The organism is Roseibium salinum (assembly GCF_026240905.1).
Lineage (GTDB): Bacteria > Pseudomonadota > Alphaproteobacteria > Rhizobiales > Stappiaceae > Roseibium > Roseibium salinum.
Window position 1 is genome coordinate 2,913,324 of sequence record NZ_JAPEVI010000003.1, and the last position, 14,889, is coordinate 2,928,212.

Genomic DNA, 14,889 nt, shown 5'->3' on the forward strand with positions numbered 1-14,889 from the left:
TCTTCTTCTTCTATTGACCGTAGGGTCATCGGCTCCACCGCCGATGCTGAAACGCGGAACGTTTCAAGCCTACAGAATGGACCAGTCGACGCCGAAGCGCCATCCCCTGTTTACGCCACGAGCGCGGTCCTATAATTGCGCTATCGCAAAGAGTCAATTGATTATGAACACCGGTAGCTGTTGCAAAGAACAGAAGTCAAAACCCGTCGTATTGTTCCAGTGGACATCCTGAAATCGATATTAAATTGCGTCCCACTACCACAGCTGGACGGACGAGCGGGCCGTCAAAGCCGGGCGTTTTTCTCCCGCCGGCGCTGAACAGACGAGCCGATCTTCATGGCTTCACGGTATTTTGCTACCGTCCTGCGCGCGATATCGACGCCCTCGTCCCTGAGAATTTTGACAATCGTGTCATCGGACAGGATCGCTTTGGGATCCTCCGCCTCGATCATCTGCCTGATCTTGTGGCGGACCGATTCCGCGGAATGGGAATCACCGTCCACCGTCCCGGAAATGGCGGAGGAGAAGAAGTATTTCAGCTCGAAGATGCCGCGGGGCGTCGACATGTATTTGTTGGACGTCACCCGGCTGACCGTGGATTCATGCATGCCGATGGCATCGGCAATGGTTCTCAGGTTCAGCGGCCGCAGATGCGCGATGCCGTAGCTCAGAAAACCATCCTGCTGGCGGACGATTTCGGTCGACACCTTCAGAATCGTCCTGGCCCGCTGGTCCAGGCTCTTGGCGAGCCAGTTGGCTGTCTGCAGCGAATCGGTGAGGTATTCCTTTTCCGTCACGTTGCGCGCGGTCTTGATGATCCTGGCATAATAGGTCTGGTTGACCAGGACCCTTGGCAGGGTGTCGGAATTCAGCTCCACCGTCCAGCTGCCGTCATTGGCCGGGCGGACGAAGACGTCCGGGACGACCGGCTGGACCGGCGAGGAGCCGAACGCGCTGCCGGGCTTGGGATCCAGTGCCCGGATTTCAGCGATCATCTCGACGAGATCCTCGTCATCGACGCCGCAGATCTTCTTCAGGGCGGCCAGTTCGCGCCTTGCCAGCAGTTCTATGTTGTCGATCAGCGCCGCCATTGCCGGGTCGAACCGGTTCTTGTCGATCAGCTGGAGTTTGAGACATTCGGCAAGGTTGCGGGCAAAGACACCTGCGGGCTCAAAGGTCTGCAGCACGGCGAGCACGCTCTCGATCCGGGCGAGATCGACACCGAGAAGCTCCGCGGTTTCCGCCAGATCCAGATAAAGATAACCGTTCTCGTCCAGCGAGTTGATCAGATGCCCGCCGATCAGCCTGTCGGCTTCGCTGCTCAGCGCCAGATGCATCTGCTCTTCGAGCGAGGCTCCGAGCGATGCTTCCTCCGCCACAAAGGCTTCGAGATTGTAATCCTCCGAAGTGCTGCTGCTGGTGGCATTCTTGTAGCTGTCGCCGGCCTTGAGCAGGGCCGGATCGGGAGAGGCGGGTACGCCGGGCTCGTCGGGAAAGACGTTGCCGAGATCCGTATCCATCCGGGATGCGATGGCTTCGGCCCCGGTTTCCAGATCGTTCTGCATCCAGTCGGACGCTTCCGGCCCGTCGCCCGCGGGCTCCCGAGGCTCCGGCTCCTCGTCGCCGCCCGGGCCGGCATCGGCTGCATCGCCCTTTTCCAGCAGTGGATTGCGTTCCAGTTCGGCCTCGACATAGGCCACGAGATCGAGATTGGACATTTGCAACAGCTTGATCGCCTGCATCAGCTGCGGCGTCATGATCAGCGACTGGCTTTGCCGCATCTCCAGCTTGGTTGAAATGGCCATTAATTCCCCGGTCGCCCGTTTTGGTCTGCTTCTTGCTTATCTGTCGCAGACCGCATTTATAGCTCAGAGCGTATCCCGATCAAATTGAAACATTTGACCGGGGTGGTTTTGCTCGTCAGCCGGGTAATCGGAGGGTTTCCCGGCTAAATTGAATCGCCGGGATCCGCTGCCGTTTGCCGTCAAAGCGTGAATTGTTCGCCCAGATAGAGCCGGCGCACGTCGGGATTCGTGACGATTTCGTTCGGCAAGCCCTCCGTCAGCACTTCGCCGGAGGCAATAATGTAGGCCCGGTCGATCAGCCCGAGGGTTTCGCGCACATTGTGGTCGGTGATCAGAACGCCGATGCCGCGCTGGGTCAGGTGACGCACGAGTTCCTGGATGTCTCCCACCGCGATCGGGTCGATGCCGGCGAAGGGTTCGTCGAGCAGCATGAAGGCCGGGCGGCTGGCAAGGGCGCGGGCGATTTCCACGCGCCGGCGCTCACCGCCCGACAGGGCGATGCTCGGCGACTTGCGCAGGTGGGTCAGGCCGAATTCAGCCAGCAGCGAGATCGAGATCTTCCCGGCGCCTGCGGCGGTTGGGTTCGATCACTTCAAGGACGGCGCGGATGTTCTCCTCGACCGTCAGGCCCCGGAAGATGGACGCCTCCTGGGGCAGATAGCCGATACCGAGCCGCGCGCGGCGGTACATCGGCATGCGGGTGATGTCGAAGCCGTTCAACAGGATCCGGCCCTGGTCCGGACGGATCAGCCCGGTGATCATGTAGAAGGTCGTGGTCTTGCCGGCGCCGTTCGGCCCCAGAAGGCCGACGGCTTCCCCCGGCTTTACGGACAGACTGACATATTTCACCACCTGACGGCGGCCGTAGGTCTTGCCGATGCCTTCGACGACAAGCGCCTGCGACAGATCCTCTTCCTGGTGATCCGGTTCGGGCATGCGTCCCTGCAATCCGTTAAAATCCGAAGAGTTTCTCTTCAAAGGAATGTCGTCCATCCAAACAATGCCGCCGATCACATAGGATCTGTGACAGATACTGTCGAGTCAGATCCGCAAAATACGCCGTAAACTCATAAACCGGGCCGAAAAGATACGAGTTACGGATTGGGGTTCTTTTCCTGCACGCTGTTGGGCAGGATCCGGACTTTCACCCGTCCGCTTCCGCCGGTCTCGCCGGCAACCTGCCCCTGCCCGGCCGTCAGGTTGGCCTGACCGGATTTCAGGTCGACGGTGAGCTTGTTGCCGACCACCACGTTCGGGCCCTGGCTGAGGACGACTTCCTTGCCCGTCATCACCATGAACTCCTTGTTCATGTCGAAGCTGGCTTCGTCGCCCTTGGCGGTCTGGTCCTTGGAGGTGATGTGCACGCCGCCGGAGGCCTCCAGACGGGAGATCTTCTGCTGGACGTCACTTTCGGCCTGCTGCGCGCCCGAACCGACGTAAAAGACCTTCAGCCGCTGCGTCTTCAGGCTGGTCTCGCCCTGCGTGACCACCACGTTGCCGATAAAGGTCGCCGTGCTGTTGTTGTCTTCGACGCGCAGCTCGCTTGCCTCGATGTCGATCGGTTCACCGTCATTGGACCCGAAGCCCGCAAAGGCATCCGAGAAGGTCTGCGCCTGCGCGGTGCCGGCCAGGAGGACCGCCACCGATGCGATCAATGCGCGTTTGAAGAAAGTCATTGCGTACCGTCCTTCCGAGCCGGATTAATCCTCATCTTGATCCCGTCCGTGAAGCGGACGAGACCCTTGTTCTGGTCATAAGAGAGTTTGCCGGCCCTCACCTGCCCCTGATCCGAACGGATCGAGACCGGCTGCGACGTCGTCAGTGCGCCGCTGTTGAGGTCGATCTCCACTTCGGACAGATCCACGGTATAGCCTTCGCTCCACTCCAGCTGAATACCCTCATAAAGGCGGAGCGTTTCCGCGCCGTTATTATAGATGCCCTTCACGGCCACAATTTGAGCACTCTGATCCTTGCTGAGCACGATGTCCGCGCGGATGGTCTCCAGGTCGATGATCTTTGGATCGGTCAGCCGCTGAATGGCGCGGCGCGCCGTCACCCTGTATGAGCGATCGCCATCGTGCCCGGAAAGCTCGGGCTGGTCCATTACCAGGCCTTCGCTGGTCAGCATCATGTTGGACGCGCCGAAGCCGCTCAAGATGTTGAAGAGAACGATCAGCCCGATCATGCCGGCACAGATCAGAATGCCGAGGGCGGGAAACAGCCAGCGGAGAATGCGGACAAACACGCTGTGCCGGCGCGCAGCCCGCTGCGCCCGGCTCAATCGCGGCCGACCGGGAGACCTGCCTCCCGCATATTCGCTGACAACGCTCAACGCACTCTCCGAAATCCAGGGCCCGCCAACACTCATGTATCGGCGTTTGACGGCCCCTGAACAGCTGCCATGCCGACAGGCCGGGCCCGTGCCTCACGAGTGGGCGAAAATATCCGCCTCTTCCCACCCTTTGAGGTCGAGTTCCGCACGAACCGGCAGAAATTCAAAACATGCCTTTGCAATATGCTCCCGCTCTTCGCGAGAGAGCATGTACTCAAGTTTTTCCTTCAATGCGTGCAGGTATAGAACATCCGAGGCCGCGTAGGCCAGTTGCGCATCGGACAGGGTCTCCGCCGCCCAGTCCGAACTCTGCTGCTGCTTGGACAGTTCCACACCAAGAAGTTCACGCGTAATATCTTTCAATCCATGCCGGTCGGTATAAGTGCGAACCAGCTTTGAAGCAATTTTGGTGCACCAGACCGGGGTCACCTGAACATTCAGATAGTGGCGGAGCACCGCAACATCAAACCGGGCGAAGTGGAATATCTTCGGCTTGGAAGGATCAGTCAGGAGAGCCGCCAGATTGGGGGCGTCCGCCTGGCCGCGGGCGATCTGCACCACATCCGCCGTTCCGTCGCCGGGCGACAACTGGACGACGCACAGGCGGTCCCGGTGCGGGTTGAGGCCCAGGGTTTCGGAATCGACAGCCACCGCATGCGCCGCTTCATAGGCTTTCAGGTCTGGAAGGTCGCCTTTGTGGTAGCGGATGGTCATCTTAAGTCGTCTCCTTAGGCCGGACATGCACATATCACATCAGGCCGCGGCCCTGATGCATAATCTGACCGTCAGGTAGACGATGCCGCCTCATGAGGCAAGCGGATTGGCGCAAACTTCGCACGCCGGCCGGCCGGCGGGATTGTTTCCGATACGGACGGCCTCGTGGCAGGTCTTGCCGGGCGCTTTCCGCCTCCCGTGGTCTGTGCCGTCAGTTGATACCATTCGCCCGCTGGAGTTCGCGGACATAGGCAACGATTTTTTCGACGTCTTTGTCGGTCACATTTTCCACCGGCGGCATATCGCCGAACGGCCAGTGATGGGCACGCACGCCCCGCATGACAGCCAGGAGGAAAGCGCCGTCGGCATGGTGACCCGGTTCGTAGATCTTGTGAACCAGCGGCGGCCCCATCCCGTTGCGGCCACCGGCCTTTTCCCCGTGACAGGCGGCGCAGTTCTCCTGAAACAGCGCGCGGCCCTCAAGGGCCCTGGAGGAAAGGTCCGGCACGGTGACGGCAACCAGCGCGGCCCCGTCGCTGGCGGGCTGCTCGTCCTCAGACGTCAGGAAGCCCCAGACAAGAACGCCCGCCACGAGCACGGAAAGACCGGCGGAGATTATCAGAAACGGCTTGCTGTTCACGTCCACTTACCCCTTGGCTGTCTCATGCCCGCAATGATGTCCTGACAGATTGTCGAGGATCGGGCAATCCGGACGCCCGCTCTGTTCGGTAGCCGTACCGATATTCATCGCTTCATCCTCATTTATGGGGTCGCACCGTTAACGCGCCATGAGAGCGGCGACCTTCCTGCCGGCCCGCGCAAGAAACTCCGCCCGGCTTTCCGGCGTGGAACTGTCCATCTTGTACTTCGCCAGATACATGGTCCTGCAGCGGCGCCGGCACAGGAACCTGATGCCGCGCAGAAGGGTCTTGCGGCCCGGTTCGCCGATCAGCTTGGATTGCCACCAGGTGGCGCCGCAGGTGGTGATCACCGCCATGTGGGAAATATGCTGCATCCTGGGCTGCATGGGCCGGTCCGCCGTCGGCATGTCAAACGTCTCGTAGGGCACCCAGACCCGCTCCAGCCAGCCCTTCAGCATGGCGGGCACGCCGAACCACCAGGTCGGATAGATGAAGATGACCGCCTGGCACCACATGATGTCCGCCAGATGACCGGCGACCGGCAGCGTGTTGGCCTGGGGCGTGTGGTAATTCCGCCGCTCCTGCGCGCTCATCACCGGACCGAAGCCCTGAGTGTAAAGATCCGTCAGCTTCACCTCATGGCCTTCCGCCTCCAGGGAGCTCACGACGGTCTTGCAGATCGCCGCGTTGAAACTCTCCGGGCAAGGATGGCTGAAAACCACGAGAACGCGCATGGGGTCTGGCCTTTGAATATCTTTGGGTCTGCTGCTTCCACTTTCACCCGGCGGCCATACCTCCAGCAACCCCGCCCCACACTGCGAGCCAGCCGGCGTGGCGAAGCCAACGCCCAAGAGGTGTCAGTGCGGCTCTCCCGCCCCCATCGCCGACCTGAGGGCCCCGGAAACCTCGCGGCAGAAGCCCGAATAGACAGCCGAGGTGCGGAAGTCGTCGCCCCGCGGATAGGGCGCGTCGATCGCGCTGTCGCTGACGATCCGCCCGGGCCGCGCGGCCATCACCACGATGCGGTTCGAGAGATAGACGGATTCGAAAACGGAGTGGGTGACGAAGATCACCGTCCAGCCGAAGGTTTCCCACAGATGCAGCAGGTCGTTGTTGAGCTTGAACCTGGTGATTTCGTCCAGCGCCGCGAAGGGCTCGTCCATCAGGAGCACCCTGGGCCGCGTCACCAGCGCCCTTGCGATGGAGACGCGCATTTTCATGCCGCCGGAAAGCTCGCGCGGATAGCTTGCGGCAAACGGCGCGAGACCGACCGTTTCCAGCGCTTCCATGACGCGCTCACGGGCCGATTTCTTCGAGATCCCCTTGAGCCGCAGCGGCAGCCAGACATTGGAGAACACCGTTGCCCAGGGCATCAGCGTCGGCTCCTGGAACACGAAGCCCAGCTCGTGCTCCGCCTGGCTCGCCTCCTCCTGCGGCCAGCCGACCCGTCCAGATGTCGGTTCAATGAGCCCGGCAATGATCCTGAGCGCCGTCGACTTGCCGCAGCCGGAGGGACCAAGCAGCGAGACGAATTCGCCCTCCCGGACATCCAGCGACAGGTTGTTGAGCGCGACCGTACCGTTCGCGAAGGTCTTGGAGATTCCCTTCAGCGAGACGATCGCCGGGCTTTGCACCGGAGCATTCTGCATTCGTGTCTGGACCATGGCCGCAAGTGATTCCGTTTCGGCCATGGTTGCATTTTTGGGCCTGTTACGAACCCGTGTCGCGACAGGAGACCAAAAACAACAAAACCGGCTCGAAGGCCGGTTTTGTTGTCTCGGAGAGATATCTCTGAGGGAATTTGGTGCCCAGGAGAGGACTCGAACCTCCACGCCCGTTAGGGCACTAGCACCTGAAGCTAGCGCGTCTACCAGTTCCGCCACCTGGGCTGTGAGGGGGCTTGTAAGGGGCGGTCGATGCCTTGTCAATCATAGAATGCGACTTTTTTCACTCATGCACACGCGCCCCTTCACACACCGGGCACAAAGGGCTAAGACACTGGTAATTACTCCGGCAATTCCCTTTGACCGGACGCATATTCCGGACGCGAAAGAAGGCATTTCAGGATGTCCACACAACTCAACGGCAAACTCGTCACGGTGTTCGGCGGCTCAGGTTTTATCGGCCGCCATATCGTCCAGGCCCTGGCCAAGCGCGGCTACCGGGTGCGCGTCGCGGTGCGGCGTCCGGATCTGGCGACCCATCTGCAGCCGCTCGGCGCCGTGGGACAGATCATGGCGGTTCAGGCCAACCTGCGCTACCGCTGGTCGGTGGACCGTGCGGTGCAGGGCGCCGATGCCGTGGTGAATGCGGTCGGGATCCTGGCGCCATCCGGAAAGCAGACCTTCGATGCGGTCCAGGCCTTCGGCCCGCGGGCCATTGCCGAAGCCGCGCGCACGGCCGGACTGTCCGGCATCACGCACATATCCGCCATCGGCGCGGATGCGGCGAGCCCCTCGGCCTATGCCCGCTCCAAGGCGGCCGGCGAAGCCGGCGTTCTGGAAACGCTGCCGGAAAGCATCATCTTCCGTCCGTCCATCGTCTTCGGTCCGGAAGACAGTTTCTTCAACCAGTTTGCCGACATGGCCCGCCTCACCCCCGCCCTGCCGCTGATCGGCGGCGGCGAGACGAAGTTCCAGCCGGTCTATGTCTGTGATATCGCCGAAGCCGTGGCGCGCGCCGTCGATGGCGAACTGACGCCGGGCACGACCTATGAGTTGGGCGGTCCGGAAGTGAAGACCTTCAAGGAATGCCTCGAAGACATGCTGAAGGTGACCCGCCGCTCCCGCGCCCTCATACCGATACCCTTTCCGGTCGCCTCCCTGATGGCCCGGGTGCTGCAGCTTCTGCCGGGCGCGCCGCTCACGGTCGATCAGGTGGAAATGCTGAAGTCCGACAACATCGTCTCCGCGGCCGCCACTTCCGAAGGCCGGACCCTGGAGGGCATCGGCGTCAAACCGGGAACGCTCGCAACCATCCTGCCCACCTATCTCGACCGGTTCCGTGTGCGCGGCCAGTACGACGCGCACCGCATCGCCTAGAAGCCGCCGGCAGCTGCGTGAAGAAAACGGGTCCGGCGGGCCCGTTTTTTTGCATTTGACTTCTGCATCTGATTTCCTGAAGGCAGCCCCCTCCCCAGCCAGCTTGGTCGTTGCCGTTTTGGCTTGCTTTGCCTACGCTCTTTTGTCGAGGGGGAAAAACTGATGCCATTTATTGCCAAAGTCACTTTGCTGTTCGTGGTTTTTGTAGATCTTCTGGGACAGGGGCTGGTCTTTCCGATCATCAATACGCTGGTAATGGACCCCGGCACATCAATGCTGCCGAGGGATACCACCGATGCCATGCGCCACTTTGATTACGGTCTGATCATCGGCGTGTTCTTCATCTGCTGGTTCTTGGGCGCTCCCTATATCTCCAAACTTTCGGACGTGATCGGCCGGAAGAACGCCATCCTGATTTGTCTGTTCGGCGCGCTCGGCGGCTACGCGCTTACCATCGGCGCGCTCTACATGAACAGTTTTCCGCTGCTCATCCTGGGCCGGGCAATCACCGGGCTGACTGCCGGGAACCAGCCGATCGCCCAGGCTGCGATGATCGACGGCAGCGCCGACGAAGAAGACCGGAACCGTAACATGGGCTACATCATCACGGGTGTCAGCTTCGGCCTGGTCGGCGGGCCGATCATCGGCGGTTTCCTGTCGGATCCGCAGTTCCTCGGCAGCATCTCCAGTGTAAAGCTGCCGTTCTACGCCTGTTTCGCGCTAGTGGCGATTGCCATTGCCTTGGTGCTGTTCACGTTCAGGGAGCCGGATGAAGGACCGGCCGAGCGACAACCTTTCGTATTCCGCCCCGCGGAGATATTCGAATTGCTGTGGCAGATCCGGAAATACCCAAAGGTGCTGCGATTGACGATGGTGTTCTTCTTCTTCCACATCGCCAACATGTCCTTCTACATTTTCGTCGACAATTACCTCACCAGCCGCTTCGACTATGGCACGTTGGGCGGCAGCATGGTGATGTTGACGATCGGTGTCGCCCTTGCCTTTTCCAGTACCTTCCTGGTGGTGCCCGCGCAAAAGCGCTTCAGCAAGCAGGCGATCCTAGGCGGCACATTCGTGGTCTGGGCGGTTTCCGCGGCAGCATTTGTCGCATCTCCCATCGCTCTTTTGACCTTCGTCCCGGTGTTCTGCTTCTACTTCGTGTTCGGCATCGCCTACCCGACCTTTCTCGGACTATATTCGGCCGCCGTCAGCGATGAGGAACAGGGCTGGGTAATGGGGGTGACAATCGCGGTTTTTACACTGGTTGCCGGAATTATTTCCCTTCTCGGCGGCGATCTGATCGGTGTCGACCTCAATCTGCCCTTCTACGGAGTAATCGCCGCGGCGCTCATCGCGCTCCTGGTGATGTTCCTGGCCTGGAACAGGCCTGATATCAGAGTACTCACACGCAAATCAGCCGGCTGACAAGCGAACCCGTCAGCCGGCCGATGATGTCATCACCAGTAATGCGCCCCGTATCGGTCCCGGTGGATCTGCCGATAGCCGGTTTCCGTGCGCGCCAGGCCAATATCCCTCAGCTCCTCTTCGCTCAGGTTAGCCAAAGCCCTGGCAGTTGCCCGGCGACGGAAATATCCGCGAAGTGCAGCGGCACATAGACGAAGGGCAGACAGGACAATGCCGCGATTGCGCGCGCGGCTGCGGAAAATGGTTTCGATCTCAACGCTCATCTCTCTTCTCCGGGAGCATGCCGCGTCCGGACGAACGCAGGGTGCTCCAATTGCTTTGATGACGGCCGGCTTGCCGCATTCCGGTAATCAATCCGGAACGCGCGCCGGTCCTGGGAGGAACATCGCCCCAGTTGCCTGGGACGACCTCAAGATGGCAGTTCAATCCTGACAGCTGGGAGTCATGTTTGATCTCGTTCTGTTCCCGGAGTAAGATTTTTTTCCGACAACCCACGATGGGCCATCTCATGAACCCGATTGAACGCGCGCTCGGCATCCTGCTGCTGCTGACCGGCGGCAGGCTCGTTCCCGCGACAGTGCTTGCGGAGCGCTTCGAAGTGTCCCTGCGGACGATCTACCGCGACATCGACCGGCTGATCGCGCTCGGCGTGCCGGTGGATGCTGAACGGGGCGCGGAGGGTGGATACCGGCTGGCCAGCGGCTACATTCAGCCGCCCGTCGCCCTCTCCCGCAACGAGACCGCCGCGCTGCTGGCGGCAATGGCGCTGGTGCGCAGCAGCCGAACCGTGCCGCTGGCGGGCGAACTGACCTCGGCGGAGAAGAAGCTGCTGGCCTCCCTGCCGAAGAACGTTCACGGGCTGTTGAAGGACGCCGAGCGGATCGTCGGCATTGAGCCGATCCCGCCCGACATCTTCCATGCCGGCACCAAGGCGGAACCGACGGAAGACTGGCAAAAGGCCCTGGACGGCTTCATGGCCGGTATCCTGGACAGCAGGCGGGTCCGGTTCGAACACGTGAACCCCGCCCGCCAGACGGTAAAGGCCCATGATGTCGAGCCCTATGGCGTCCTGTTCGACCGGGATCTCTGGTATCTCGCCGGGCGCTGCGTGGATACGGACTTGTTGAAGGTCTACCGGGCGGACCGGGTGCGGAACCTGGAAATCAGCGGGCTGTTTTTCCGGCCCGACAAGGCGTTTTCGATCCAGAGCCTGCTCGGCGGCGCCTGGCTCTCCCAGGCGATGCGCCGCTGGGAGCAGGAGGAGGAGATCGCCGAGATCCTGATCACGCCCCGGCAGGCGAAAAAGCTGAGCGCGGACTGGTACTACCGCCACGCGGTGTTCACGCCGTCCGAAGACGGCAGGATCCTGGTGAGCATCCCGAGCACCGACCGGGCGCGTATTCTGCCGCTGGTGCGCTGGCTCGGGCCCGGGGCGGAACTGCTCGGCCCGCAGGACCTGCGGCAGGAACTGGCAAGCGAGCTTGCCGACCTGGCGGCGCTTTATGCCGCCAATGCGAAGCTCGAACGATCAGCCTAGGGTGCGGCCCCATAAATGAGGACGAAATGGCATGAGAAATGGCGAAACACCGCTAGGAAGGGTGCGCAGAGCGGGCTGTGTGCCCGGTCAAGCGCGCTGACGAAGCGGTGAAGCCATTTTCATGTCCTTCGGATTTGACCGGATTGCGCCTCCTCTACGTCGCGAAAGGCTTGAAAATGAACCACATTTCCTGCGCTTCCGCTTCTTGAGGACGCGCAATCCGCCTCAAACCATTTCATCCTCATTTATGGGTCCGCACCCTAAGGTACGGCCCTAGAAAAAGTAGAGCCCCGCAAAACCGGCCAGGCCGATGAAGATCCGCCACCAGGCAAAGGGGGCAAAGCCGTGCCGGGAGACGAAATCCAGAAGCCCCCGGACCACGAACACGCCGGCGATGAAGGATGCGACGAAGCCGATCGTGATGATCATGGCATCGTCCATCGAAAGCACGTTGCGGTTCTTGTAAAGGTCATAGGCAAAGGCGCCGGCCATGGTAGGCATGGCCAGGAAGAAGGAGAATTCCGCCGCCGAACGCTTGTCGGTGCCCATCAGCAGCGCGCCGGCGATGGTCGCGCCGGAGCGGGAGACGCCGGGCACCATGGCCAGGCACTGGAAAAAGCCGATCTTGAGACAGAGCGACAGCGGATAGTCCATGACGTTGGTGTAGCGCGGCGCGAGCGGCAGCCGGTCGATCCACAAGAGGACGATGCCGCCCAGAAACAGGGTGGCGCAGATCAGGGTGGGCGTCTCGAAGAGGACTTCCTTGATGAAGCTGTGCAGCAGGACGCCGATCACCGCCGCGGGCAGGAAGGCGAGCAGGATGCCGGCGACGAACCGGCGGCTGGCCGGATCGCTCGGCAGGGCCACGGCCAGCTGCCACAGCCTGCCGAAATAGACGGAGAGAATCGCCAGGATCGCCCCGAGCTGGATCAGAACCTCGAACGTCTTGCCCGTGCTGTCAAAGCCCAGAAAATGCCCCAGCAGCAGGATGTGTCCCGTGGACGAGACGGGAATGAATTCGGTGAGGCCTTCGACAATTCCCAAAATAAGTGCATTAACAATCGTTTGGCCATCCATTGTGTATCTTGTCTCCAAATGGCTTGATGACGGGCAACCGGAACCGGTATGTCACGCGGCTCGGGAAACCCCCGGCCGGCGCCTATTTGACGGAGCGAGGGCAGCCCGTCAAACCCTTTGCTAACCATATGTAAGGCAAACTGTCCGTTAACGCGGTTTTCCCATACGGCCTGGGTCGATGACCTAGTCTTGCCACAGTTCAGGCTCTAAACCCTTATATGCTCACGCTCTACCATCATCCGTTCTCGCCGTCGTCCCGGTTCGTGAGACTCATCCTGAGCGAATACGGCGCGGCCTTTGAAGAACATCATGTCGAACCCTGGCAGCGGCCGCAGCAGCTGCTGACGCTGAACGCGGCCGGAACGGTTCCCGTCATCGTGGAGAACGAGGGCCCGGCCATATGCGGTCCGGGGCCGATCATGGAGTATCTCGACGAGACGCGCGGCTACGCCATGGCCGACCGGCGCCTGATGCCGGACCATCCGGATATCCGCGCGGAAACGCGCCGCCTGGTGGAATGGAGCCTGACCAAGTTCGACCAGGAAGTGGTCGGGCATCTGGTGCGCGAACGCATCTACAAGCAGATCATGCCGAAATCGGCGGGCGGCGGCGAACCGGACTCGGCCGCGCTGCGTGTTGCCAGAGCCAATATCCATCACCATCTGAAATACTTCGGCTACCTTGTCGCCTCCCGCCGGTGGCTTGCCGGGGACCGGTTGTCCTTTGCGGATTTCGCCCTTGCCGCCAGCCTTTCCTGCGCCGATTATCTGGGCGAAGTGCCGTGGGGTGATGAAGAAGACGTGAAAAGCTGGTATGCACGGGTGAAATCCCGGCCCAGCATGCGTCCGCTCCTTGGTGAAAAGGTGCTGGGCATGCCGCCGGCCCCGACTTACACCGATCTCGACTTTTGAGGCTTGCGCCCAACCGCGCTGCAATCTGTCTTGGACACGAAAACCAAAAAGCAGCTGGCCGCCTTTGAGGAAAAGGCATCGAAGCTCGGCTTCGACGCGGTGAAGATCGCGCCGGCCGACGGCATTCCCCTGGCTGAAGAGCGCCTCAAATTGTTCCTTGAGAAAGGATTCCACGGCACCATGGGCTGGATGGCGGAGACCGCCGAACGCCGCGCCTCCCCGGCGGCGCTGTGGCCGGAGGTGAAATCCGTCATCATGCTGGCTATGAATTACGGCCCGGACGACACCGCGGAGAATCACCCGCTTGCGCATCTGGAGAACCCGGCCAGCGGCGGCATTTCCGTCTACGCGCGGCACCGCGATTACCACGACATCATCAAGGGACGCCTCAAGGAGCTTGCCGGTTTTCTCATTTCCCGCGCCGGCGGGAATGTCAAGGTCTTCGTCGACACGGCCCCGGTGATGGAAAAGCCGCTCGGCGAGGCGGCCGGCCTCGGCTGGCAGGGCAAACACACCAACCTCGTCTCGCGGGAGCTCGGCTCCTGGTTCTTTCTGGGGTCGATCTTCACGACGCTGGACCTGCCGCCAAGCGGCGCAGAGCGCGATCATTGCGGTTCCTGCCGGGCCTGCCTGGACAGCTGCCCCACCAACGCCTTTCCGGCGCCCTACCAGCTGGATGCGCGCCGCTGCATCTCCTACCTGACGATCGAACATGCCGGGCCTATCCCGGCCGAATTCCGCAAGGCGATGGGCAACCGGATCTATGGCTGCGACGATTGTCTTGCAGCCTGCCCCTGGAACAAGTTCGCCAGCGCGGCCCGGGAAGCCAAACTGATTGCCCGGGACGATCTGAAGCAGCCGGCGGTTGCCGATCTTCTGGAACTGGATGACGCCGCGTTCCGGAAACTCTTTTCCGGCTCGCCGGTCAAGCGCGCCGGCCGCAACCGCTTCCTGCGCAACGTGCTGATCGCGGCGGGCAATTCGGGCGAGGCCGAGCTGGTCGCAAACATCCTGCCGCACCTGCGCGATCCCGACCCGGTGGTGCGGGGCACCGCCGTCTGGGCCCTGCGCCAGCTCGCTCCGGACGAAACCGTGCGGACCCTCAGGGGCAAGCCCTGGCAGAAGAAACCGACGAGGACGTCCGGGCCGAATGGCGGGAGCCCGCCGGGGCCGGTGTGGTTCAGGATACAGACCCGTTAAATTGAACGCACGAGCTGACCTGCAATCGCGGTTTGCCGTACCTGCTCCGGCGGCCGCGAATTCGGCATAATTTTCAGCGTGGCCAATCGACCTTGTCGCGAGATTGGTTCATAGTCACGCAATGGTCAAAGATGTGCCACCTTATCGGATCTGACCGCGTTCAAGCCGGTCGATTCTGATCATTCTATTTGGAGCCAAGATATTGT

13 protein-coding genes, 1 tRNA gene and 2 pseudogenes are annotated in these 14,889 nt (G+C 61.5%); 5 read left to right on the forward strand and 11 right to left on the reverse strand.

The features are described 5' to 3' along the window. Positions 1–284: 284 nt before the first annotated feature. The 9 genes and pseudogenes from rpoN to ON753_RS18090 form a co-directional block, all read right to left on the reverse strand. Positions 285–1,805, reverse strand: a complete 1,521-nt coding sequence (gene rpoN / locus ON753_RS18050) for an RNA polymerase factor sigma-54 (RefSeq protein WP_265964122.1) — start codon at positions 1,803–1,805, stop codon at positions 285–287. A gap of 179 nt (positions 1,806–1,984) precedes the next feature. Beyond that, a pseudogene (gene lptB, locus ON753_RS18055) lies at positions 1,985–2,741 on the reverse strand (LPS export ABC transporter ATP-binding protein). Positions 2,742–2,899: 158 nt separating this feature from the next. Then, entirely contained in the window at positions 2,900–3,481 is a 582-nt protein-coding gene (locus tag ON753_RS18060) for an LptA/OstA family protein (RefSeq protein ID WP_265964124.1), read from the reverse strand. After that, positions 3,478–4,137 carry an LPS export ABC transporter periplasmic protein LptC gene (gene lptC, locus ON753_RS18065; RefSeq protein WP_265964125.1) on the reverse strand — a complete coding sequence of 220 codons (660 nt, stop codon included), beginning with the start codon at positions 4,135–4,137 and terminating at the stop codon, positions 3,478–3,480. The genes ON753_RS18060 and lptC overlap by 4 nt, the downstream gene beginning before the upstream one ends. Before the next feature lie 93 nt (positions 4,138–4,230). Further along, complete coding sequence (locus tag ON753_RS18070; protein WP_265964126.1) at positions 4,231–4,851, reverse strand: ribonuclease D; 621 nt, start codon at positions 4,849–4,851, stop codon at positions 4,231–4,233. A gap of 211 nt (positions 4,852–5,062) precedes the next feature. Beyond that, a complete protein-coding gene (locus ON753_RS18075; RefSeq protein WP_265964128.1) occupies positions 5,063–5,491 on the reverse strand; it encodes a cytochrome c in 429 nt (142 codons plus the stop codon). Between the two features lie 138 nt (positions 5,492–5,629). After that, the gene (locus ON753_RS18080; protein WP_265964129.1) at positions 5,630–6,226 is read right to left on the reverse strand and encodes an NAD(P)H-dependent oxidoreductase; all 597 of its coding nucleotides are present in this window, start codon (positions 6,224–6,226) and stop codon (positions 5,630–5,632) included. Positions 6,227–6,349: 123 nt separating this feature from the next. Continuing rightward, positions 6,350–7,183 (reverse strand): ABC transporter ATP-binding protein, encoded by an 834-nt coding sequence (locus tag ON753_RS18085; RefSeq protein ID WP_265964131.1) that lies wholly within the window; start codon positions 7,181–7,183, stop codon positions 6,350–6,352. 111 nt (positions 7,184–7,294) lie between these two features. Beyond that, positions 7,295–7,381, reverse strand: a tRNA-Leu gene (locus ON753_RS18090). Between the two features lie 177 nt (positions 7,382–7,558). On the opposite strand from ON753_RS18090, the gene ON753_RS18095 reads away from it, so the two are divergent. Together ON753_RS18095 and ON753_RS18100 are read left to right on the forward strand one after the other, a co-directional pair. After that, positions 7,559–8,533: a complex I NDUFA9 subunit family protein gene (locus ON753_RS18095; protein ID WP_265964133.1), complete on the forward strand. Its 975-nt coding sequence runs from the start codon at positions 7,559–7,561 to the stop codon at positions 8,531–8,533. Positions 8,534–8,695: 162 nt separating this feature from the next. After that, on the forward strand, positions 8,696–9,958 hold the full coding sequence (locus tag ON753_RS18100; protein WP_265964135.1) for an MFS transporter: 1,263 nt from the start codon (positions 8,696–8,698) through the stop codon (positions 9,956–9,958). 32 nt (positions 9,959–9,990) lie between these two features. On the opposite strand, the gene ON753_RS18105 is transcribed toward ON753_RS18100, so the two are convergent. Next, complete coding sequence (locus tag ON753_RS18105) at positions 9,991–10,221, reverse strand: YjiS-like domain-containing protein (RefSeq protein ID WP_265964136.1); 231 nt, start codon at positions 10,219–10,221, stop codon at positions 9,991–9,993. Positions 10,222–10,466: 245 nt separating this feature from the next. On the opposite strand from ON753_RS18105, the gene ON753_RS18110 reads away from it, so the two are divergent. Next, on the forward strand, positions 10,467–11,495 hold the full coding sequence (locus ON753_RS18110) for a helix-turn-helix transcriptional regulator (protein ID WP_265964138.1): 1,029 nt from the start codon (positions 10,467–10,469) through the stop codon (positions 11,493–11,495). A gap of 273 nt (positions 11,496–11,768) precedes the next feature. Here the strand turns inward: ON753_RS18110 and ON753_RS18115 are convergent, their stop codons facing one another. Further along, a complete protein-coding gene (locus ON753_RS18115) occupies positions 11,769–12,572 on the reverse strand; it encodes an undecaprenyl-diphosphate phosphatase (protein ID WP_265964140.1) in 804 nt (267 codons plus the stop codon). A 218-nt stretch (positions 12,573–12,790) separates the two neighbouring features. Between ON753_RS18115 and ON753_RS18120 the strand changes: the two genes are divergently transcribed. Together ON753_RS18120 and queG are read left to right on the forward strand one after the other, a co-directional pair. After that, entirely contained in the window at positions 12,791–13,483 is a 693-nt protein-coding gene (locus ON753_RS18120) for a glutathione S-transferase family protein (RefSeq protein ID WP_265964141.1), read from the forward strand. 30 nt (positions 13,484–13,513) lie between these two features. Beyond that, a pseudogene (queG, locus tag ON753_RS18125) lies at positions 13,514–14,688 on the forward strand (tRNA epoxyqueuosine(34) reductase QueG). Positions 14,689–14,889: the final 201 nt, after the last annotated feature.